The organism is Streptomyces sp. MMG1533 (assembly GCF_001279775.1).
Lineage (GTDB): Bacteria > Actinomycetota > Actinomycetes > Streptomycetales > Streptomycetaceae > Streptomyces.
The window spans coordinates 102282-122445 of sequence record NZ_LGDG01000237.1 but is presented as its reverse complement, the minus strand read 5'-3'; the positions used below and the strand labels follow the sequence as shown (position 1 = coordinate 122445).

At 72.0% G+C, this 20164-nt stretch carries 22 protein-coding genes; 14 read left to right on the top strand and 8 right to left on the bottom strand.

Features of this window, described 5'->3' with window-relative positions; all coding sequences use genetic code 11:
• Positions 1 to 6 precede the first annotated feature (6 nt).
• Positions 7 to 609, bottom strand: coding sequence for a rhomboid family intramembrane serine protease (locus ADK57_RS30880; protein ID WP_053752909.1), 603 nt, complete (start codon positions 607 to 609; stop codon positions 7 to 9).
• A gap of 91 nt (positions 610 to 700) precedes the next feature.
• Between ADK57_RS30880 and ADK57_RS30875 the strand changes: the two genes are divergently transcribed.
• From ADK57_RS30875 to ADK57_RS30845, 7 genes are all read left to right on the top strand, one after another.
• Positions 701 to 1387, top strand: a complete 687-nt coding sequence (locus ADK57_RS30875; RefSeq protein ID WP_078973432.1) for a UbiX family flavin prenyltransferase — start codon at positions 701 to 703, stop codon at positions 1385 to 1387.
• A 77-nt stretch (positions 1388 to 1464) separates the two neighbouring features.
• Complete coding sequence (locus ADK57_RS30870; RefSeq protein WP_053752907.1) at positions 1465 to 1920, top strand: Lrp/AsnC family transcriptional regulator; 456 nt, start codon at positions 1465 to 1467, stop codon at positions 1918 to 1920.
• A gap of 94 nt (positions 1921 to 2014) precedes the next feature.
• Complete coding sequence (mqnE, locus tag ADK57_RS30865; protein WP_053752906.1) at positions 2015 to 3178, top strand: aminofutalosine synthase MqnE; 1164 nt, start codon at positions 2015 to 2017, stop codon at positions 3176 to 3178.
• 28 nt (positions 3179 to 3206) lie between these two features.
• On the top strand, positions 3207 to 3860 hold the full coding sequence (locus ADK57_RS30860; protein WP_053752905.1) for a UdgX family uracil-DNA binding protein: 654 nt from the start codon (positions 3207 to 3209) through the stop codon (positions 3858 to 3860).
• A 54-nt stretch (positions 3861 to 3914) separates the two neighbouring features.
• Positions 3915 to 4436 (top strand): GNAT family N-acetyltransferase, encoded by a 522-nt coding sequence (locus ADK57_RS30855; RefSeq protein WP_053752904.1) that lies wholly within the window; start codon positions 3915 to 3917, stop codon positions 4434 to 4436.
• A gap of 191 nt (positions 4437 to 4627) precedes the next feature.
• Positions 4628 to 4936 carry a DUF4229 domain-containing protein gene (locus ADK57_RS30850; RefSeq protein WP_053752903.1) on the top strand — a complete coding sequence of 103 codons (309 nt, stop codon included), beginning with the start codon at positions 4628 to 4630 and terminating at the stop codon, positions 4934 to 4936.
• Positions 4937 to 4975: 39 nt separating this feature from the next.
• On the top strand, positions 4976 to 5638 hold the full coding sequence (locus ADK57_RS30845) for a TetR/AcrR family transcriptional regulator (protein ID WP_053752902.1): 663 nt from the start codon (positions 4976 to 4978) through the stop codon (positions 5636 to 5638).
• Here the strand turns inward: ADK57_RS30845 and ADK57_RS30840 are convergent.
• Positions 5620 to 6459, bottom strand: a complete 840-nt coding sequence (locus tag ADK57_RS30840; protein WP_053752901.1) for a MaoC family dehydratase — start codon at positions 6457 to 6459, stop codon at positions 5620 to 5622. The genes ADK57_RS30845 and ADK57_RS30840 overlap by 19 nt on opposite strands.
• Entirely contained in the window at positions 6459 to 7754 is a 1296-nt protein-coding gene (locus tag ADK57_RS30835) for a 3-oxoacyl-ACP reductase (protein ID WP_053752900.1), read from the bottom strand. The genes ADK57_RS30840 and ADK57_RS30835 overlap by 1 nt, the downstream gene beginning before the upstream one ends.
• Positions 7755 to 7839: 85 nt before the next feature.
• On the opposite strand from ADK57_RS30835, the gene ADK57_RS30830 reads away from it, so the two are divergent.
• Together ADK57_RS30830 and ADK57_RS30825 are read left to right on the top strand one after the other, a co-directional pair.
• Positions 7840 to 9135 (top strand): acetyl-CoA C-acetyltransferase, encoded by a 1296-nt coding sequence (locus ADK57_RS30830; RefSeq protein WP_053752899.1) that lies wholly within the window; start codon positions 7840 to 7842, stop codon positions 9133 to 9135.
• Positions 9136 to 9366: 231 nt separating this feature from the next.
• The gene (locus ADK57_RS30825; protein ID WP_053752898.1) at positions 9367 to 11283 is read left to right on the top strand and encodes an AMP-dependent synthetase/ligase; all 1917 of its coding nucleotides are present in this window, start codon (positions 9367 to 9369) and stop codon (positions 11281 to 11283) included.
• Between the two features lie 87 nt (positions 11284 to 11370).
• On the opposite strand, the gene ADK57_RS30820 is transcribed toward ADK57_RS30825, so the two are convergent.
• Positions 11371 to 11787 carry an SgcJ/EcaC family oxidoreductase gene (locus ADK57_RS30820; RefSeq protein WP_053752897.1) on the bottom strand — a complete coding sequence of 139 codons (417 nt, stop codon included), beginning with the start codon at positions 11785 to 11787 and terminating at the stop codon, positions 11371 to 11373.
• Between the two features lie 139 nt (positions 11788 to 11926).
• On the opposite strand from ADK57_RS30820, the gene kstD reads away from it, so the two are divergent.
• Positions 11927 to 13717, top strand: a complete 1791-nt coding sequence (gene kstD / locus ADK57_RS30815) for a 3-oxosteroid 1-dehydrogenase (RefSeq protein ID WP_053752896.1) — start codon at positions 11927 to 11929, stop codon at positions 13715 to 13717.
• Here the strand turns inward: kstD and ADK57_RS30810 are convergent.
• The 3 genes from ADK57_RS30810 to ADK57_RS30800 are packed head-to-tail and all read right to left on the bottom strand — an operon-like array spanning position 13714 to position 15448.
• Positions 13714 to 14391: a class I SAM-dependent DNA methyltransferase gene (locus tag ADK57_RS30810; protein ID WP_053752895.1), complete on the bottom strand. Its 678-nt coding sequence runs from the start codon at positions 14389 to 14391 to the stop codon at positions 13714 to 13716. The two genes, kstD and ADK57_RS30810, sit on opposite strands and share 4 nt — an antisense overlap.
• A gap of 53 nt (positions 14392 to 14444) precedes the next feature.
• Positions 14445 to 14759, bottom strand: coding sequence for an AzlD domain-containing protein (locus tag ADK57_RS30805; protein ID WP_053752894.1), 315 nt, complete (start codon positions 14757 to 14759; stop codon positions 14445 to 14447).
• Positions 14756 to 15448 carry an AzlC family ABC transporter permease gene (locus ADK57_RS30800; RefSeq protein ID WP_053752893.1) on the bottom strand — a complete coding sequence of 231 codons (693 nt, stop codon included), beginning with the start codon at positions 15446 to 15448 and terminating at the stop codon, positions 14756 to 14758. The genes ADK57_RS30805 and ADK57_RS30800 overlap by 4 nt, the downstream gene beginning before the upstream one ends.
• A 26-nt stretch (positions 15449 to 15474) precedes the next feature.
• Between ADK57_RS30800 and ADK57_RS30795 the strand changes: the two genes are divergently transcribed.
• Positions 15475 to 16086, top strand: a complete 612-nt coding sequence (locus tag ADK57_RS30795) for a helix-turn-helix domain-containing protein (RefSeq protein ID WP_053752892.1) — start codon at positions 15475 to 15477, stop codon at positions 16084 to 16086.
• 96 nt (positions 16087 to 16182) lie between these two features.
• Here ADK57_RS30795 and ADK57_RS30790 read toward each other — a convergent pair whose 3' ends face one another.
• Complete coding sequence (locus ADK57_RS30790; protein ID WP_003992177.1) at positions 16183 to 16386, bottom strand: cold-shock protein; 204 nt, start codon at positions 16384 to 16386, stop codon at positions 16183 to 16185.
• Positions 16387 to 16729: 343 nt separating this feature from the next.
• Here ADK57_RS30790 and ADK57_RS30785 point away from each other — a divergent pair, with 343 nt between their 5' ends.
• From ADK57_RS30785 to ADK57_RS30775, 3 genes are all read left to right on the top strand, one after another.
• A complete protein-coding gene (locus ADK57_RS30785) occupies positions 16730 to 17578 on the top strand; it encodes a menaquinone biosynthetic enzyme MqnA/MqnD family protein (RefSeq protein ID WP_053752891.1) in 849 nt (282 codons plus the stop codon).
• A gap of 65 nt (positions 17579 to 17643) precedes the next feature.
• The gene (locus tag ADK57_RS30780; RefSeq protein WP_053752890.1) at positions 17644 to 19341 is read left to right on the top strand and encodes a serine/threonine-protein kinase; all 1698 of its coding nucleotides are present in this window, start codon (positions 17644 to 17646) and stop codon (positions 19339 to 19341) included.
• Positions 19338 to 20126 carry a prepilin peptidase gene (locus ADK57_RS30775; protein WP_053752889.1) on the top strand — a complete coding sequence of 263 codons (789 nt, stop codon included), beginning with the start codon at positions 19338 to 19340 and terminating at the stop codon, positions 20124 to 20126. Before ADK57_RS30780 ends, ADK57_RS30775 begins: the two co-directional genes overlap by 4 nt.
• Positions 20127 to 20164: the final 38 nt, after the last annotated feature.

Here is a 20164-nt window from a genome sequence, read left to right as displayed (position 1 = left end):
CGCGGGTCAGCGCGTCGGCGCCGGCAGGGGGGTCCGGCGGCGGAACACGAACGCCGCCGCCATGCCCGACACCAGGCCGATCAGATGGCCCTGCCAGCTGACCCCGGACTGCGTGGGCGCGAGGCCCGCGAGGATCGCGCCGCCCCAGACCGCGCCGACCAGCACACCGACCAGGACGCCCAGGGGCCGGCGCTCGACGAAGCCGCTGACCACCAGGAAGCCGAAGAGGCCGAAGATCAGCCCGGAGGCGCCGGCCGTGTTGCTGTTCGCCGGGGATATCAGCCAGACCCCCAGGCCGTCCGCCACGATGATCAGCGCGCACACCGCGGCGAACCGGCGCAGACCGCCGAGGGCCGCCAGGAAGCCGAGGACCAGCAACGGCACGCTGTTCGCGGCCACATGGGCGAAGCCGAAGTGCAGGAAGGCGGCCGGGACGATGTCGATCAGCTCGGCGGGGACACGCGGGACGATGCCGAAGTCGTCCAGCGCGTGGCCGAAGGCCACGTCCACCACTTCGAGCAGCCACAGCAGCGCGACCCAGCCCGCCATCAGCTTGGCCGCGGCCTTCGCACGGCCACCCCGCGACCACTCGAGTTCGGCACCGGACATGGCAACCCCCACCGCTCGCTCGTCCCCTTCGGGGAACGGCCCGGACCCCTTGGCCGGTTCCCACCCTGCGACGCCGGATAGGCTCGGGGTTGTGAACCCAGTCAAGCCAGGAGAGACGCCGCGTACGCCTTGGATCGTAGGGGTGTCCGGCGCTTCCGGCACTCCTTATGCCGCTGCCGTGCTGCGCGCGCTGCTCTCTGTCGGCGAGAGCGTCGACCTGGTCGTGTCCCGGGCCTCCCGGCTGACCCTGCTCGACGAGACCCAGATCTCCTTCCGGGACGCCCACTGGCAGGACGACCTGCGGGAATGGCTGTCCCGGGGGGCGGACGGCAAGCCGGGGACCTTCGAGGTGGACCTCGAGGGCGTACGGCACTGGAGCGCGGGGGACCTGGCGGCGGGGCCGTCCTCGGGGTCGTACCCCTCGAAGGGGATGCTGATCGTGCCGGCCTCCACCGCGTGTGTCGCCGGAGTCGCGCTGGGTCTGTCGAAGGACCTGCTCCAACGGGCCGCGAGCGTCACGCTCAAGGAGCGGCGCCCGCTGGTCGTGGCCGTGCGGGAGACCCCGCTGAACGGCCAGACCCTGCGGCACCTGGTCGCCCTCGACGACGCGGGCGCGAGCGTCGTGCCCGCCTCGCCCGCCTTCTACGCGGGCGCCACGCACATCCAGGACCTGGTGGACTTCGTGGCCGGCCGGGTCCTCGACGCGGCAGGCGTGGAGCACGGGCTGTACCGCCGCTGGCAGGGCGAAATCGGCGGGGGCTCCCGCCCTCCTGCCTGACCATCACGCATCACGCACCACCAACCTCGGGAACATCCCAGACCTCTTCAGTCTCTTCATCGGAAGGCTTCGATCGCATGGACGCGGTGGACAGGCAGCTCATCCAGGCCCTGAGGGAGAACGGCAGGGCCTCCTACGCGGAGCTGGGACGCCTCGTCGGTCTGTCGGGACCCAGCGTCACCGACCGCATCAACCGGCTGGAGGCGGCCGGCGTCATCACCGGCTACCGCGCCACGGTCGACGCCGCCTCGCTCGGCCTCGGCGTCATCGCCCTGATCGGCATCTCGCTCTCCGACGCCGCCGACCACGAGGACGTGGCCGCCCGGCTGAAGGACCTCACCGAGATCGAGGACTGCTGGTTCATCGCGGGCGACGACTCGTTCATGCTCAAGGTGCGGGCGACCGACGTCGACGGACTGGAGAAGATCATCCGGCGGCTCAGCGGAACCAAGGGCGTCTCCCGGACCCGTACCACGATCGTGCTCTCCACGAAGTGGGAGAACCGGGTGGGTGAACTGCCCGAGGAGGAGTAGGCGCGCAGGCGCGAAGCGCCTGATGGGGGCCCCTCCCGCCCGAAGGGCGGGGGAGTACGGTTGGCAGGGTTCGTCACTGAGGAGAGGCAGAAGCATGGATGTCGGGCTCAAGCGCGAGCTGGAGGACAAGGTCCGGGCCGGTGAGCGGCTGACCCGCGAGGACGGCATCGCGCTCTACGAGTCGGACGACCTGGCCTGGCTGGGCGGCCTCGCGCACGAGGTGCGGACGCGGAAGAACGGCGACGTCGTCCACTTCAACGTCAACCGCCACCTCAACATGACCAACGTGTGCACCGCGTCCTGCGCCTACTGCTCCTTCCAGCGCAAGCCGGGTGAGAAGGACGCGTACACGATGCGCATCGAGGAGGCGGTCAAGCTCGCCAAGGCGATGGAGGGCGACAACCTCACCGAGCTGCACATCGTCAACGGGCTGCACCCGAACCTCCCTTGGCGCTACTACCCGCGCTCCCTGCGCGAGCTGAAGGCCGCCCTGCCGCACGTCTCGCTCAAGGCGTTCACCGCCACCGAGATCCACCACTTCGAGACCATCTCGGGACTGTCCGCCTCCGAGATCCTCGACGAGCTCATCGACGCCGGTCTGGAGTCCCTCACCGGCGGCGGCGCCGAGATCTTCGACTGGGAGGTCCGGCAGCACATCGTCGACCACCGCACCCACTGGGAGGACTGGTCGCGCATCCACCGCCTGGCGCACGAGAAGGGGCTCAAGACCCCGTGCACCATGCTGTACGGCCACATCGAGGAGCCGCGCCACCGGGTGGACCACGTACTGCGGCTGCGTGAACTCCAGGACGAGACCGGCGGCTTCCAGGTCTTCATCCCGCTGCGCTACCAGCACGACTTCGTGGACGTGCAGGACGGCAAGGTCCGCAACCGCCTCCAGGCCAGGACCCAGATGGCGACCGGCGCGGAGGCCCTCAAGACCTTCGCGGTCTCGCGTCTCCTCTTCGACAACGTCCCGCACGTCAAGGTCTTCTGGGTCATGCACGGCGTCCAGACCGCCCAGCTCGCGCTCCAGCACGGCGCCGACGACATGGACGGCTCGGTCGTCGAGTACAAGATCACGCACGACGCCGACAACTACGGCACGCCGAACAAGCTGACCCGCGAGGATCTGCTGGATCTCATCCGTGACGCCGGTTTCCGGCCGGTGGAGCGGAACACGCGGTACGAGACCATCCGGGAGTACGACGGTCCCGACCCGGCGCGTCGGGAGTCGCCGCAGCCGATGCGGGTGTGAGGCGTTCCGGGCGCGGTACTCGGCGGGCGTGAGTTCCCGCACGGCCGCGCCCGAAGACGCGTACACGGCCGGACCCTTCGTACCGGAACGCGGCGGCCTGCCCGCCCTGCGCCGCGCCGCCGCCGAGTGCCGTGGCTGCCCGCTGCACCGGGACGCCACGCAGACCGTGTTCGGGGCGGGGGCGGCCGACGCCCGCGTGATGCTCGTGGGAGAGCAGCCCGGGGACCAGGAGGACCGGCAGGGCAAGCCCTTCGTCGGGCCGGCCGGGAAGCTGCTGGACCGGGCGCTCGCGGAGGCGGGGATCGATCCCGGCGAGGCGTATGTCACCAACGCCGTCAAGCACTTCAAGTTCACGCAGGCCGAGCCGCGCAAACGCCGCATCCACAAGGCGCCCACCCTGCGGGAGACGACCGCGTGCGGGCCGTGGCTCGCCGCCGAGCTGGCGGTGGTGGAACCCGAGCTGATCGTGGTGCTCGGGGCCACGGCGGGCAAGGCGCTGCTGGGGTCGTCGTTCCGGGTCACGCAGGTGCGCGGGACGGTGCTGGAGGAGGAGATCCACGGGCACGCGGAGCGGCTGGTGCCCACCGTGCACCCCTCGTCGGTGCTGCGGGCCGACGACCGGGAGGCCGCCTATCGCGGGCTGGTCTCCGATCTGCGGGTCGCGGCCCGCGCCCTCGGGTGAGGGCCTTCGCCCCAAAGACGGGCGTGCGGCCGGCCGAACCTAAGCTTGCCGACCATGGAGCTCAAATTCCGGCTTGACCCCGATCTCACGCCCGCGCTGCTCGACGAGCTGACCCGGCTGTGGACGGACGTCAACAACACGGGCGGAGCGGTCGGCTTCACCGGCCAGACGACGTACGAGGAGGTACGTCCCGAGATCGACCGGTACGCGGAGTCGGTCGCGGCCGGACGCCACCGCCTGCTCGCCGGGCTCGACCCCGACGGACGGCTGCGCGCCACCGCCTTCCTCGGCTTCAACACGCACCGCCTCCAGAGCCACTACGGCCGGCTGACCACCGTCATGGTCGACCCCTCCCTCCAGGGCGGCGGTCACGGCCGGGCCCTGCTCGCGGCGGCCGAGGAGCACGCCCGCGCCCTCGGGCTCGAGGCGCTCAAGCTGACCTGCCGGGGCGGACTGGGCCTGGAGAACTTCTACGCCTCCGTCGGCTACAAGGAGGTGGGCCGGGTGCCGGGAGGGCTGCGGGTCTCGGCGGACGACTACCGGGACGACATCATGATGTGGCTTCCTCTGAACTGAGTCCCGCACCGAGACCGTCCCCTGATCTGAGTCCCGCACCGAGACCGTCCCCTGATCCGAGACCCGCACCGAGGCTCTCCCAGCACGGCGACACCCCTTGCAAGATCGCGTGCCGGGCGTGCTTCACTGGATGGTGCCTTCGGGAACGCCCTCAGGGGGGACCCCCAGCCGGAACGGAAGAGTGGATTGAGATGCTCCGCTACACACTGATGCGCCTCGGGATCTTCGTGGGCTGCCTCGTGGTCGTCTGGGGCCTCGTCTACTCCGGTGTCGTCCCGCGTGGCCTCGGCGACTCCAACGGTATGTGGGTCGTCCTGCTCTCCCTCGTGCTCTCCGCCCCGATCAGCTTCGTCGTGCTGCGCAAGGAGCGGGACCGCGCCTCGGTCCAGGTCGTGCAGAAGGTCGACCGCATGAAGTCCAACCTGGAGGCGAACCGCAGCCAGGAGGACGTGGAAGACGACACCGCGCGGACGCAGGGCCAGGCTCCCCAGGCGTCGTAGGGGCGTTGCTCACGGCCGCACCCAATTAGGCTCTTCCATATGGGTGCCGTGAAGAGCAAGCGGATGCCGCGTGCCGTCCGTGAGCAGCAGATGCTGGACGCCGCCGTGCGGACCTTCGGGCAGCGCGGGTACATGGCCGCGTCGATGGACGAGATCGCCGAACTCGCGGGCGTGTCCAAGCCGCTGGTCTACCTGTACCTGAACTCGAAGGAAGACCTCTTCACCGCCTGCATCCGCCGCGAGGCGAAGGCCCTCACCGAGGCCGTCCGGGCCGGCGTCCGCCGCGAGCTGCCCGCCGACCGCCAACTCTGGGACGGTCTGCGGGCGTTCTTCACGCACACCGCGCAACACCCGGACGCCTGGTCGGTCCTGCACCTCCAGGCCCGCACCCACGGCGAGCCGTTCGCCGCCGAGGTCACCGCGATGCGCGAGGAGATCGTCGCCTTCGTGACCGGCCTGATCGTCGTCGCCGCCCGCGAGGCCCACCGCGACCCCGACCTCCCCGAGCGCGAGGTCGCCGGCCTCGCCGAGGCCCTGGTCGGCGCCGCCGAGTCCCTCGCCGCCTGGGCCAACGCCACGCCGGGCATCAGCGCCAGACAGGCGGCGGCGACCCTGATGAACTTCGCGTGGGCGGGGCTGGGGAATCTGATGGACGGCCATCCGTGGTCGCCGCCGGAGCCGGTTCACGAGGCGATCGGGTAGACCCCGCCGCTCACATGCACCCGGCTTCCGCCGCGCAGCTCGAACCGCTCGCCGTCAGCGGCGTACGTCACCGTGCCCGGCAGCAGCACGGGTGCCCTGAACTCCGCCCGAACCAGGGCGGCCTGCGGTGCGCCGTGCGCGGCCAGGCAGCGGGCCACGGTCCACATGCCGTGCGCGATGGCGCGGGGGAAGCCGAAGAGACGGGCGGTGAGCGGATACAGGTGGATGGGGTTGCGGTCGCCGGACGCGGCACCGTACCGGCGTCCGATGTCCCCGGCCAGCCGCCACTCGGCCACCGCGGGAAGCGGCCGCTGCGGCTGAGAGGCGCTCTCCGCCGCCCGTCCGTCGGTGCGGTGCCGTGCGAGATACGTGCTCCTCGACTCCCATACGACGTCCCCGCCCGCCCGCACCTCGGTGACGACGGCGGCCTCCGTGCCGCGCCGGTGGGGCACCAACCCGTCGACGTACACGGTGAGTTCGTATGCTCCGGTGGCCGCGAGCGCCGTGTTCTGCGTGATCTCGATCGACGTGTGGACGAGCCCGAGCAGCGGCAGCGGGAAGTGCCGCCCGCTCATCAGACGCATCGCGAGCGGAAAGCCCAGCACGTGCGGATACGTCACCGGCAGCGCGTCGTCCCCGGCCGCGAAGCCGCACACCCGCTCGTACGCCGCCAGCCGCGCGAGGTCGACGCGCAGACCGGGCAGTACGAGCCGGGTGCGGGGGAAGTCGGCGGCCGGGCGGGGCCGTTTGAAGGGGGACAGCAGGGCGCCGCGGGCGAGCAGCGGCGTCAGCGCGGGCAGCTGCGTGAGGACGACGGACACTACGCCCCCAGCAGGCTCTGGCCGCAGACCCGCACGACCTGCCCGTTGACCGCGCCGGAGGCCGGGTGGGCGAGCCAGGCGGTGGTCTCGGCGACGTCGGCGGGCAGACCGCCCTGGGCCAGGGAGTTCATACGGCGGCCCGCCTCGCGGATGAACAGCGGGATCGCCGCGGTCATCCCGGTCTCGATGAACCCGGGCGCGACCGCGTTGACCGTCACCCCGTGCTCGGCGAGCGCCCGCGGCGCGAGGGAACGGACGAGCCCGACGATTCCCGCCTTGCTCGCCCCGTAGTTCGTCTGGCCCGCGTTGCCCGCGATACCGGCGATCGAGGCCGTCGCCACGATCCGGCCGCCCGGCGTCAGGGCTCCCGTCGCGAGCAGCGCGTCCGTCGTCCGCAGCACGCTCGCCAGATTCACCTCCAGCACCGAACTCCACCTGTCCGCAGGCATGTTGACCAGCCGCCGGTCGCGCGTGATGCCCGCGTTGTGGATGAGCACGTCAAGGCCGTCGGGCAGGGCGCCGACGATCCGCTCGCCCGCGTCGGCGGCCGTGATGTCGAGGGCGAGGGCGGTGCCGCCGAGCCGTTCGGCGACCCTCCGGGCGTCCTCCTCGGCCTGCGGTACGTCCAGGACGACGACCCGCGCCCCGTCTCTCGCCAGCGTCTCGGCGACCGCCTCGCCGATGCCGCGCGCGGCGCCGGTGACCAGGGCGGTACGGCCGGCGAGGGGACGGTCCCAGTCGTCGGGGGCGGTGATCTGCCCGGCGCCGACCTCGATCACCTGGCCGCTGACGTACGCCGACTTGGGGGAGAGCAGGAAGCGCAGGGTCGACTCGGCGGCGATCGCGTCGGTCAGGCGTACGAGGTTCACGGTCCTTCCGCGGCCGATCTCCTTGCCGAGCGAGCGCGTGAGGCCCTCCAGGGCCTGCTGGGCGGCGGCCTGGTGATGGTCGGCGGGATCGAGCGGGGCACCGAGCACGACGACGCGGCCGCTCGCGGCGACCGACCGTACGACGGGGTGCAGGGCGGCGTGCACCTCGTCCAGGCCCTTGATGTCCGTGATGCCGGTGGCGTCGAGGAGGACGGCGGCGGGCCGGTCGGTGGAGCGGGCCGGCGGGAGCCCCGTACCGGCGAGTTCGAGGTCCGACTTGCCGGCTCTGAGGTGGAGCAGGTCACCTTCGGGCAAGGGGTGCTCGGGCGCCCAGCGCCGGAGTGCGGCCGGTTGCGGCAGCCCCAGCCGACGGGTCAGGAAACGGCCGGGCGCGGTGCCGGTGAAGCTCAGGTAGCGGTCGGCCATGGCCGTCTCCCCACTCGGTTCTCTTCTTACTCTGGAGTAAGGTTACCGTAGGTAAGCCTACGTCACGGGTGAGGAGCTGGTCGAGATGAGTCCCCTGAAACCGCAGGCGGTCCGCCGTGTCGCGATCGTCGCCGGCGCCCGCGTCCCCTTCGCCCGCTCCGACGGGCCGTACGCCACCGCCTCCAACCAGGAGATGCTGACGGCGGTGCTCGACGCCCTGGTCGAGCGGCACGGGCTCGAAGCGCCGGGCGCGGTGGGCGAGTTCGTCGCCGGGGCCGTCCTCAAGCACAGCCGCGACTTCAACCTCGCCCGCGAGACGGTCCTCGGCTCGAAACTGGACGCGCGGACACCGGCGTACGACATCCAGCAGGCCTGCGGCACCGGCCTGCAGGCCGTCATCGCCGCCGCCAACAAGATCGCCCTCGGCCAGACGGAGTCGGCGATCGCGGGCGGAGCGGACACGGCCAGCGACGCGCCCCTGGGCGTCAACGACGACCTGCGGCGCCTGCTGCTGGAGGCGCGGCGGGCGAAGTCCCTCGGGGGCCGGGCCAAGGCACTCGCGCGGCTGCGTCCCGGCCACCTGGTTCCCGACATCCCGCGCAACGCCGAGCCGCGTACCGGCCTGTCGATGGGCGAGCACGCGGCCGTCACCGCCCGGGCCTGGGGCATCACCCGCGAGGCCCAGGACGAACTGGCGGCGACGAGCCACCAGCGGCTGGCGGCGGCGTACGAACGCGGCTTCTTCGAGGACCTCGTGGTCCCCTTCCGGGGCCTGGCCCGCGACCAGAACCTGCGCCCCGGCTCGACGCCGCGGAAACTGGCCTCCCTGAAGCCGGTGTTCGGCCTCGACGCCCCCGACCCGACGATGACGGCGGGCAACTCGACGCCGCTGACGGACGGCGCGGCGGTCGTCCTCCTGGCGAGCGAGGACTGGGCCGAGGCGCACGGCCTGGAACCGCTGGCGTATCTCACCGCGTACGAGACGGCGGCCGTGGACTTCGTGGCGGGGGACGTGGCCGGCGGCGAGGACGGCCTGCTGATGGCCCCCGCACACGCCATCCCGCGCATGCTGGAGCGGGCCGGACTGGGACTGGACGACTTCGAACTGCTCGAGATCCACGAGGCTTTCGCATCGCAGGTGCTGGCGACGCTGGCCGCCTGGGAGAAGCGGGGCCTGGCCCCGGTGGACCACGCCCGGCTGAACGTCGCGGGGTCCTCGCTCGCGACCGGGCACCCCTTCGCGGCGACGGGCGCGCGGATCGTGGCGACGCTGGCGAAACTGCTGGCCGAGCGGGGCGGGGCCGGTGGTTCGGGGCGGGGGCTGATCTCGGTGTGCGCGGCGGGCGGACAAGGGGTGACGGCGGTCCTGGAGCGGACGTAGGCGCAGTACAGGGGAGGGAAAGTGAATCCCTCTCAGGTGACCTCCGAGGTTGCACACGCCCGGCTCCGGACCACCCCCGAACCCGCACGAACCTTCCACGCGGGCCCCGTACGATCACCGTCCTAACCCGCGGTAACCCCAAAGTCGCACCCGCGGGTGAACGCCCCGGTATGCACCGCGCGTACCACATGTAGCAGAGCGGAACGCTGCTGCACGCCCCTGGAGCTGCCCATGTCCCTCTCCTACACGTCCGGTCACGACTACGACGGTGCGCCCGTGCTCGTGGAACCGGAAATACGGCGGCTGGACGGAGAGGTCCGGGAGGTCTCCGTGCCCCCGATGGTCCCGCCGGTCACCCACGGCTCGCTCGCCGACCTGCCCTTCGACAACGCGGACGAGGCGCCGGCGGACCGGGTGCTCAGCCGCCGTACGGAGGACGGCGGTTGGGCGGACGTGACGGCGGCCGAGTTCGCCGGCCAGGTGCAAGCCCTGGCGAAGGGGATGATCGCGGAAGGGCTGGTGCCGGGCGACCGGATCGCGATCATGGCGCGTACGACGTACGAGTGGACGCTCCTCGACTTCGCCGCGTGGGCCGCCGGTCTGGTCACCGTCCCGATCTACCCGACCTCCTCCGTCTTCCAGACCCGGTGGATCCTCCAGGACTCGGGCGCGGTGGCCCTGGTGACGGAGACCGTCGCCCAGGCGTCGGCGCTCGGCCCGGAACTCAGCCGCCTCCCCGACCTGCGCCACCTGTGGATCCTGGAGAAGGGCCACCTGGAGCGCGTGGCCGAGTTGGGCCAGGGCGTCACCGACCAGGAAATCGCCGTACGGCGCGGGATGTTGGTCCCGGACACGCTCGCCACCGTCGTCTACACCTCGGGCACCACCGGCCGGCCCAAGGGCTGTGCGCTCACGCACGGGAACTTCCTCGCGGAGGTCGACAACGCGGTCGAACTCCTGCACCCCGTCTTCAAGTCGAAGACGGCGTCCGAGGACCTCGCCACCCTGCTCTTCCTCCCCATGTCACACGTCTTCGGCCGCATGGTGGCCGTCGCCTGCATCCGCGCCCGGGTCCGCCTCGGCCACGCACCGAGCCTGCAGGCCGAGGACCTGCTGGCCGACCTCGGCAGCTTCAAGCCGACGTTCCTGCTCGTCATCCCGTACATGCTGGAGAAGGTCTTCAACAACGCGCGCGCCAAGGCGGAGAGCGGCGGCCGGGTCAAGGTCTTCGACCGTGCGACCGGGGTGGCCTGCCGCTACGCCGAGGCGGTCGAGGCCCGCCAGGCCGGCACGGGCTCCGGCCCCGGCCCCGCCCTCAAGGCGGCCCGCGCCTTCTACGACCCCCTCGTCTACCGCCGCATCCGCAACGCCATGGGCGGCCGGATCCGCCACATCATCTCCGGCGGCTCCCCCCTCGGCCGCCACCTCGCCGCCTTCTACGCGGGCGCGGGCATGGAGATCTACGAGGGCTACGGCCTGACGGAATCCACCGGCGCCGCCACGTGCACCCCGCCCCTCAAACCCCGCCTGGGCACGGTCGGCTGGCCCCTGCCCGGCACCAGGATCCGCATCGCCGCGGACGGCGAGATCCTCCTCAACGGCGGCCAGGTCTTCCGCGGCTACTGGGACCCGCACGGCAGCGGCCTGATCCCGTCCTCCCCCGACGGCTGGTTCCCCACGGGCGACATCGGCCGCCTCGACAACGAGGGCTACCTGACCATCACGGGCAGAAAGAAGGAGATCCTCATCACGGCGGGAGGCAAGAACGTAGCCCCGGCGCCCCTGGAGAACTGGCTCCGCTCCCACCCCCTGATCTCCCAGTGCATGGTCGTGGGCGACACCCGCCCCTACATCTCCGCCCTCATCACCCTCGACATGGACGGCGTCACGCACTGGCGCCAGATGCGCGGCAAGCACCCGGTCCCGGCGGAACTCCTCGTGAACGACGAGGAGTTGAGAGCGATCCTCCAGCGGGCGGTCGACGAGGCCAACAAGCTGGTCTCCCGTCCGGAGTCGATCCGCCGCTTCACGATCCTCCCGGTGGACTTCTCGGAGGCGGCGGGCCATCTGACCCCGTCGATGAAACTGCGGCGGGAGGCGGTCATGAAGGACTTCGCACAGGACGTGGACGGGCTGTACGAGCGGTGAGCGAGGAACGGGCTCGCCCCTCGCCCACCAGCGGGCGAGGCTGAGGCAGGTCGAGGGCGTCTCGGCCCGGGACCGCACCGAGCCGCCTCACGCAGCCTCGAACACCTCCGTGTTCTGGCAGGCGGTCAGTCGCCACTCGCCGTCCTCCTTGGACATCACGTACATCGGGCTGCCCGCGTTGCCGATCGGCCGGCCGTCGGGGGTCCGGTACTGGGCGCGGACCTTCACGGCGGCGACGTCGGGCCGGATGAACAGCACGTGTTCCACTTCGTACGTCACCGTCGATTCGCGCATGGCGCCGGGCAGGACCTGCCGTGTGAAGGCGGCGATCTCCTCGCGTCCGAACAGTCGCCGCCCGTGTCCCGTCGTCCAGATCGCGTCGGCGCGGAACAACGCGACGAACTCGTCCGGGAGTTCGTTCCGCTGGGCGTGCTCCACCCTGGCCACCACCCGGGTGATGGCCTCGATCTCCACCGCTGCGTGAGTCTGCTCCGTCGTCGCCATGTGCCGATCCTCATACCTCAAGTTCGGTCGAGGTCAAGCGTGTTGGGTCCGGCGCACGGCTCTTGACTTCACAAGACCCCCGCGCGACATTCCCGTCCCCTCACCCCTTTTCCTTCGTTCCCGGCGGGCTGGAGTGGCCATGACCACGAGTGCGGACCCTGCGCGACACATCAGACGCACCACCGGCCCGTCCCGGCGGCATCTGCTGGCCGGCGCCGCCGGGGCCGGAATCGCCGTCGCGGCCGGGGTGCAGCAAGGCGCCCGGGCCGCCGACCTGCCCCTGCTCGGTACGTACGACGTCGTCGTCATCGGCTCCGGCGCGGCTGGGATGACCGCCGCGCTCACGGCCGCCAAGCAGGGGCTGAGCTGTGTTGTCGTCGAGAAGGCGGCCACCTTCGGGGGCTCGGCCGCCCGCTCCGGTGCCGGGATCTGGATCCCCAACAACCCGGTGATCCTTGCCGCCGGGGTGCCTGACACCCCGGCCAAGGCCGCGGCCTATCTCGCCGCCGTCGTCGGGGCGGACGTCCCCCTGGACCGGCAGCGGGCCTTCCTCGCCCACGGGCCCGCCATGATCTCCCTCGTCATGGCCGACAGCCCGCTGCGCTTCCGCTGGATGGAGGGGTACAGCGACTACTACCCCGAGCTCCCCGGAGGTCTCCCGAACGGCCGCTCCATCGAACCCGACCAGCTCGACGGCAACCTCCTCGGCGCCGAACTCGCCCGCCTCAACCCGCCGTACCTCGAAGTCCCCGCCGGATTGGTGGTCTTCAGCGCCGACTACAAGTGGCTCGCCCTTACCGCGGTGAGCGCGAAGGGCGCCGCCGTCGCCGCCGAGTGCCTGGCGCGGGGTACGAGGGCAGCGGCCCTGGGGCAGAAGCCGCTCACCATGGGGCAGTCGCTCGCGGCGGGACTGCGCGTCGGGCTCCGGACCGCCGGGGTGCCGGTCTGGCTCGGCACCCCGCTCACCGAGCTGTACGTCGAGGGCGGGGCGGTGGCCGGTGCCGTGGTCACCCGGGGCGGCACCCCGGGGCTCGTCCGCGCCCGGCGCGGGGTCGTCGTCGGATCCGGCGGGTTCGAGCACAACGCGGCGATGCGGGCGCAGTACCAGCAGCAGCCGATCGGCACCGAGTGGACCGTCGGAGCGAAGGAGAACACCGGGGACGGAATCCGGGCGGGGCAGCGGCTGGGCGCCGACCTCGCCCTGATGGACGACGCCTGGTGGGGGCCGGCGATTCCGCTCCCCGGACAGCCGTACTTCTGCCTCGCCGAACGCACCCTCCCCGGCGGCCTGCTGGTCAACGCCGCCGGTCGTCGGTTCGTCAACGAGGCCGCCCCCTACAGCGACGTCGTCCACACCATGTACGAGCGGAACCCGACCGACCCTGACATCCCGGCCTGGCTGATCACCGACCAGAACTACCGCAACCGCTACCTCTTCAAGGACGTGGCGCCGACCTTCCCGTTCCCGGACGACTGGTACACCTCCGGCGCGGCACACAAGGCCTGGACCCTGGACGCCCTGGCCACCGCCATCGGCGTCCCCGCGGCCGCCCTCCGCGCCACCGTCGACCGCTTCAACTCCCTTGCCCTCAAGGGCGACGACACCGACTTCGGGCGCGGTGACAGCGCGTACGACCACTACTACACGGACCCCGCCGTCCTGCCCGACTCCTGCCTCGCACCGCTGTGGCTGCCCCCGTACCACGCCTTCCGCATCGTCCCCGGCGACCTCGGCACCAAGGGCGGCCTGCGCACCGACGCCCGCGCCCGCGTCCTGCGCCCCGACGGCTCGGTCATCCCCGGCCTGTACGCCGCCGGGAACGCCAGCGCCGCCGTGATGGGCCACAGCTACGCGGGCGCGGGCTCGACGATCGGTCCGGCGATGACCTTCGGGTACATCGCGGCACTGGACCTCGCGGGGGCGCTCTAGGCGCCGTCGCCGACAGTCTCCGGCGGCTTCTGCGCGATCAGGAAGGCATGAGGGGTCGTCTCCCCGAGCGCGTCCTGAGGCTCGCGCACCGTCCGGGCGACGAGGGCGAAGCCGGCCGCCGACAGCAGCCCGGCGATGGTTTCGGGCTGCCTGCGCTGGAAGTCCAGCGACACCGGGTGGCCCCAGGGGCGGTCGTGGTGCCGGGGCTCGTCGCCGACCTGGAAGGCGACGAGCAGATGGCCGCCGGGTGCCAGGACGCGGTGGAACTCGGCGAAGAGGTCGGGCAGCCGGTCCACAGGGGTGTGGATGGACGAGTAGAAGGACATGGCCCCCGCGAGCGCCCCGTCGAAAAGCCCCAGCTCCAGCATCGAGCCCTGCTCGAAACGCAGCCCCGGGTTCTCGCGGCGGGCGATCGCCAGCATCGACTCCGACAGGTCCAGTCCGAACACGGGCAGCCCGAGGGACGCGAGGTGCGCGGTCGTCCGCCCCGGCCCGCATCCCAGGTCCGCCACCTCGCCGCCGAGTCCGCTCGCTGCGACGAGTTCGGCGAACGCGGCGAGCACGGCCCGGTCCAGCGGCCTCTTCGCGAGCCCGTCCCGGAAGAGGGTGGCGTAGTCCTCGGCCACGGCGTCGTAGAAGGTGCGGGTGGTGGTCAGAAAGTCGGTGTCGGTCATGGGCGCGGACGTTAGCGCCGGCCACTGACAGTCCTGGGCGGCCACCGCCGCTTTCAGGCCACCCCCACCACACGCAACCCCGCCGTCACCCCCGCCGCCCCCAGCACCACCACCGCGAACGGTGCCCGCCGCCACGCCAGCACCCCGCCCGCCAGCACCCCGGCCGGCCGGGCCCACCCCGCGAAGCCGCCACCCTCGGTCAGCGCCCCCGTGGCCAGCAGGGCCACCAGCAGCACGACCGCCCCCGCCGACAGCAGCTCCTGCGCCCGGGCCGGGAGTTCCACGCGCCCATGGAGCACCGGCCCGACCAGCCGGAAGGCGTACGTCCCGACCGCGAGCGCCAGCACCATGGCGACCGTGGCACTCATACGGCCGCGTCCTTACGGCCGAACACGGCGAGTCCCGCGAGCGCGACCAGTACCGGCACGCCCGCCGGGACGGCCGGCGTCACCGCCAGGGCCAGCCCGGCGCCGAGCAGCGCGGACCGTCGTACGGCCGAATCCTTGCGGAGCGCGGGGAGGACCAGCGCGACCAGTACGGCGGGAAAGGCGGCGTCCAGGCCGTACGTGCCCGTGTCGCCCAGCGCGCTGCCCGCGAGGGCTCCGGCCAGGACGGAGGTGTTCCACACCACGAACAGGCCGACGCCACAGATCCAGAAGGCGGCCCGGCGCCGGGCCGGGTCGGGCTGGGCGAGGGCGAAGGCCACCGTCTCGTCGGCGACGAGGTGGGCGCCGAAGAGGCGGGCGAGGCGGCCCCGGCCGATGGTGTCGGCGATGGCGAGGCCGAAGGCGGCCGTGCGGGTGTTGAGGAGGAGACCGGTGGCCGCGGCGGCGACCGGGCCGCCCCCGGCGAGCAGCACGCCGACCGCGCTGAACTGGGAAGCGCCCGCGTACACGACGAGCGACATCACCACCGGCACCCAGACCGGGAGCCCGCCGGTGACGGCGATCGCGCCGAAGGAGACGCCGACGATGCCGCTGGCGAGCCAGATGAGGGACGCGTCCCGGACCAGTTCCGGGTAGCGCATGAGACGGGGTGTTCGCTCTGCCGTACGCATGTTTTCTACAATGAACAGAAGAGAGCATGTTCGTCAAGGCGAACGAACGTACCGATGGAGCGAACACCGTGACCGACGCCCCGCCCCCGTCCCGCCTCCCTCTCGACTGGATCGCCGCCTCGCTGCGCCGCGAACGCACCCGCGCCGGGCTGTCGCTGTCCGAGCTGGCCAAGCGGGCCGGCATCGCGAAGTCGACGTTGTCGCAGCTGGAGGCGGGGAGCGGGAATCCGAGCGTGGAGACGCTGTGGGCGCTGGGGGTGGCACTGCAGGTGCCGTTCAGCGCGCTGGTGGAGCCGCCGACGCCCGCCGTGCAGGTGATCCGTGCGGGGGAGGGGCCGGCCGTCGCGTCCGAGCGGGCGAACTATGTGGCCACGCTGCTGTCCGCCAGTCCGCCCGGGGCGCGGCGGGACATCTACCACCTGCGGGCGGAGCCGGGAGCGGTGCGTGAATCGGAGCCGCACATTCCGGGAACGGTGGAGCATCTGGTCGTGAGCACGGGGCTGGTGAAGGCGGGGCCGCGGGGGGACGAGGTGGAGCTGCGGCCCGGGGACTACATGGCGTACCGCGGTGACGTGCCGCACTCGTACGAGGCGCTGGCGGCGGGCACGACGTTCGTACTGGTCATGCAGCACGTCTGAGCGTCGGTGGGCAAAGGCAGGAGCCCCGTCGCCTTGCGGCGCGGGGCTCCTTGGGTACTGCTGTCGATTCCGGATCAGAGCTTTGGGCTCATGAACTCAGACAGGGGTGACGTTCTCCGCCTGCGGGCCCTTCGGGCCCTGGGTCACGTCGAAGGAAACCTGCTGGTTCTCCTCCAGCGAGCGGAAGCCGCTCGCGTTGATCGCGGAGTAGTGGACGAAGACGTCGGGGCCGCCGCCTTCTTGGGCGATGAAGCCAAAGCCCTTTTCGGCGTTGAACCACTTCACGGTTCCGGTAGCCATAAGCCCTCCTTGGGCCCAAAGGGTTGCCCTGCTCCAGAACCCTGCAAGTGTGAAAACAAAATGCCGCACAACTGCATACGTCTGAAAACGACTAGAGCCCGCGGTCACATGCTCCGCAGGCTCTGTACTGCAAGGGAAACCAAACTGCAACTTGCGGCGAGCCTAGCACGCAGGCAGCCGAAAGCAATAGAGGTCAAGATCACGTCACCCAGACGTTTGAACGGCCCGTTTCGGGGTGGACGGGGCGGAAGTGAAGCGGAGGTGACGTGTGAGCCACAGATGGGTCACGCCTGAGCCGCACCCTGGGCCCTGCACGCTACCCCATGGGGTCTAGTGTCGCGATGTGGACATTTCTCGCACCCGGCCGCGCGTCGGCCACATCCAGTTCCTCAACTGCCTGCCCCTGTACTGGGGGCTCGCGAGAACCGGCACGCTGCTCGACTTCGAGTTGACCAAGGACACCCCGGAGAAGCTCAGCGAGCAGCTGGTGCAGGGGAGCCTCGACATCGGGCCCATCACCCTGATCGAGTTCCTCAAGAACGCCGACGACCTGGTCGCCTTCCCCGACATCGCCGTCGGCTGCGACGGGCCGGTGATGTCCTGCGTGATCGTCTCGCAGGTCCCGCTGGACGAGCTGGACGGCGCCCGGGTCGCACTCGGCTCGACCTCGCGCACGTCCGTACGCCTGGCCCAGCTCCTCCTGTCCGACCGCTACGGAGTGCGGCCCGACTACTACATGTGCCCACCCGACCTGAGCCTGATGATGCAGGAGGCCGAGGCCGCCGTACTCATCGGGGACGCGGCGCTGCGCGCGAACCTGCTCGACGGGCCCAGGTTCGGGCTCGAGGTGCACGACCTCGGCGCACTGTGGAAGGAGTGGACCGGGCTGCCGTTCGTCTTCGCGGTCTGGGCGGCCCGCCGCGACTACCTGGAGCGCGAGCCGGCCATCACCCGCAAGGTCCACGAGGCCTTCCTCGCCTCCCGCAACCTCTCCCTGGAGGAGGTCGGCAAGGTCGCCGAGCAGGCGGCCCGCTGGGAGGCCTTCGACGAGCAGGTGCTGGAGCGCTACTTCACGACGCTCGACTTCCGCTTCGGCGGTCCGCAGCTCGCGGCGGTCGCGGAGTTCGCCCGCCGGGTGGGGCCGACGTCCGGGTTCCCGGCCGATGTGAAGGTCGATCTGCTCCAGCCGTAACCGTGCGGGGTACGGCGCACTACGCTGCTGGTGCTTTGGCAGTGGCACGGGGGAGGAGTGACGCCATGCAGCCGCTCGGAGTCGACGAACCCACCGTCGTGGGCCCCTACCGGCTGCTCGGCCGGCTCGGCTCCGGCGGTATGGGCCGGGTCTACCTCGGCCGCAGCGCCGGGGGCCGCACGGTCGCGGTGAAGATCGTGCACCCGCACTTCGCGCTGGACGAGGAGTTCCGTGCCCGCTTCCGCCGCGAGGTGGACGCGGCACGACGGGTCGGCGGCGCCTGGACCGCGCCGGTCCTGGACGCGGACCCGCAGGCCCCGGTGCCGTGGGTCGCGACCGCCTACGCGGCGGGGCCCTCGCTGTCGGCCGCGGTCGCGGACGGGGGTGCGCTGCCCGCGCATTCGGTACGGGCGCTGGGCGCGGGGCTCGCGGAAGCGCTGACGGCGGTGCACGAACTGGGGCTGGTGCACCGGGACGTGAAGCCGTCGAACGTGCTGCTGACCCTGGACGGCCCCCTGCTCATCGACTTCGGTATCGCGCGGGCCATGGACGGTACGGCGTCCCTGACGTCCAGCGGTGTCTCGATCGGCTCGCCCGGTTACATGTCGCCCGAGCAGATCCTGGGCAAGGGGGCGACCGGCGCGGCCGACGTCTTCTCCCTCGGCGCGGTGCTGGCGTACGCGGCGACCGGGGAGGCGCCCTTCCGTGGGGACTCCTCCGCGGCACTGCTCTACCGGGTGGTCCATGAGGCGCCCGAACTCGGCCCGCTGGACGGTGACTTGCGGTCGCTGGTGGAGGCCTGCCTGGCCAAGGAGCCGGGCGAGCGGCCGACGCCCGGGGAAGTGGCCCGGCGACTGGCTCCCGAGGGGGCGGCGCGGCTGGTCGCGGGCGGGTGGCTGCCGGGGGCGCTGGTGGAGCAGGTCAGCCGGGGGGCCGTGCGGCTGCTGAACCTGGAGACGGCGCAGGACGTGACGTCCGGGCCGGTGGAGTTCAGCAGGACCTCGCAGGCGGCGCCGGTGCTCGGGGAGTTCGGGCCGCCGCCGGTCATGTCTCCGGCTCCGGCTGCGGCTGCGGCTCCGGTGGAGCCGCCCGTGGCCGTCCCACCCGTGGCCGTCCCCGAGCCCCGCGACTCGCGCGAAGCCCACTCGCACGACACGGCACCCGCCGATCGCGGCCCCGGCAAGCTCTCCGTCTCCCTCTCCGCCACGTCGGCCCCCGCCGCCACCGGCCGAGGGCGCCGGCTCAGTTGCACGGTGGCCCTCGCTGTCGCCGGGGCGCTGGCCGCGGTGACCGTCGGGTCGGTGCTCGTGTTCGACCTGCGGCCGGACAACAGCAGCCCCGGCGCCGCGGGCGACTCCGACAGCAGCGCCCACTCTCCGGCGCCGAGCGTCGGCGGTGGGACGGGCGCGGTGCCGGCCCGTTACGTCGGTACGTGGGAGGGGCAGGCCGCCGCCCTCGACGGCACGCTTCCCATGGGGACCTTCCGGCTGACCGTCAAACGGGTCGACGTGGGTGAGAAGTTGGGGACGCTCCGGCACACCGATGTGCTCGGCGGTGTCTGCGACGACGTACTGACCCTGAAGAAGGTGACGGAGAAGCAGGTCGTGGCGACCGCCGTCGGCGCCGGGTCGAACCGGGGCGTGTGCAGCCAGGCAGCCCACACGGTCCGGATCACGCCGGTCGGCGACGACCTCCAATACGACTCGGACAGCGAGGAATCGGGGCGGCCGAAGGCACGGCTGTCGAAGGTCGGGCAAGGATGACCGGTCCGACCCCTCTTTTGGTCATCGTCGCCGCGGTGTGGGGTGCGGTGGCGGGGGCGCTGGTGCCGCGGGCCGCGTACCGGTTCTCGGTGTCCCCGGAGGAGGCCTGGCGGGAGCGGTGTCCCGGCGGGCATCCGATCCGGGGGTGGCTCGGGTGGGCCCGGTGCGGGGAGTGCGCGGGCGGGGTCGTGGTGGCGGCGGACGCCGAGACCGTCGTGACGGAAGAGTCCGCGCACGGTACGTACGGCCCCCGCACCCCCGTCCTCGCTCTCGTCACCGCCCTCCTCTGCGCCGCACTCGCCGCCGCCACCGACACCCGGCCCGAGACCGTCGTCTGGCTGCTGCTCGCGCCCGTCGGGGTGCTGTTGGCCGTCGTCGACTTCCGGGTGAAGCGGCTGCCCGATGTGCTGACGCTGCCGCTCGCCGGCGCCGCGCTGGTGCTGCTCGGGGTGGTCGCGCTGGTGCCCGAGCATGTCGGGAAGTGGTCGTCCGCCGCGCTGGGAACCCTCGCGCTCGGCGCCGGGTACCTCGTGCTGTGGCTGGTCAACCCCGGTGGCATGGGCTTCGGCGATGTGAAGCTGGCGCTCGGGATCGGGGCGGTGCTCGGCTGGTACGGCTGGGGGACGCTGCTGCTCGGTACGTTCGCCGGGTTCCTGCTGGGGGCGCTGTACGGCGGTGCGCTAGTCGTGGCGCGGCGGGCCGGGCGCAGGACGGCGATCCCGTTCGGGCCGTTTCTGATCGCGGGGGCGTACCTCGGACTGCTGATCGGCGCGTACGCGGCCTGAAGTCCGCAGCCGAAAAGGGCTGGCGTAGGCTGGTTCGG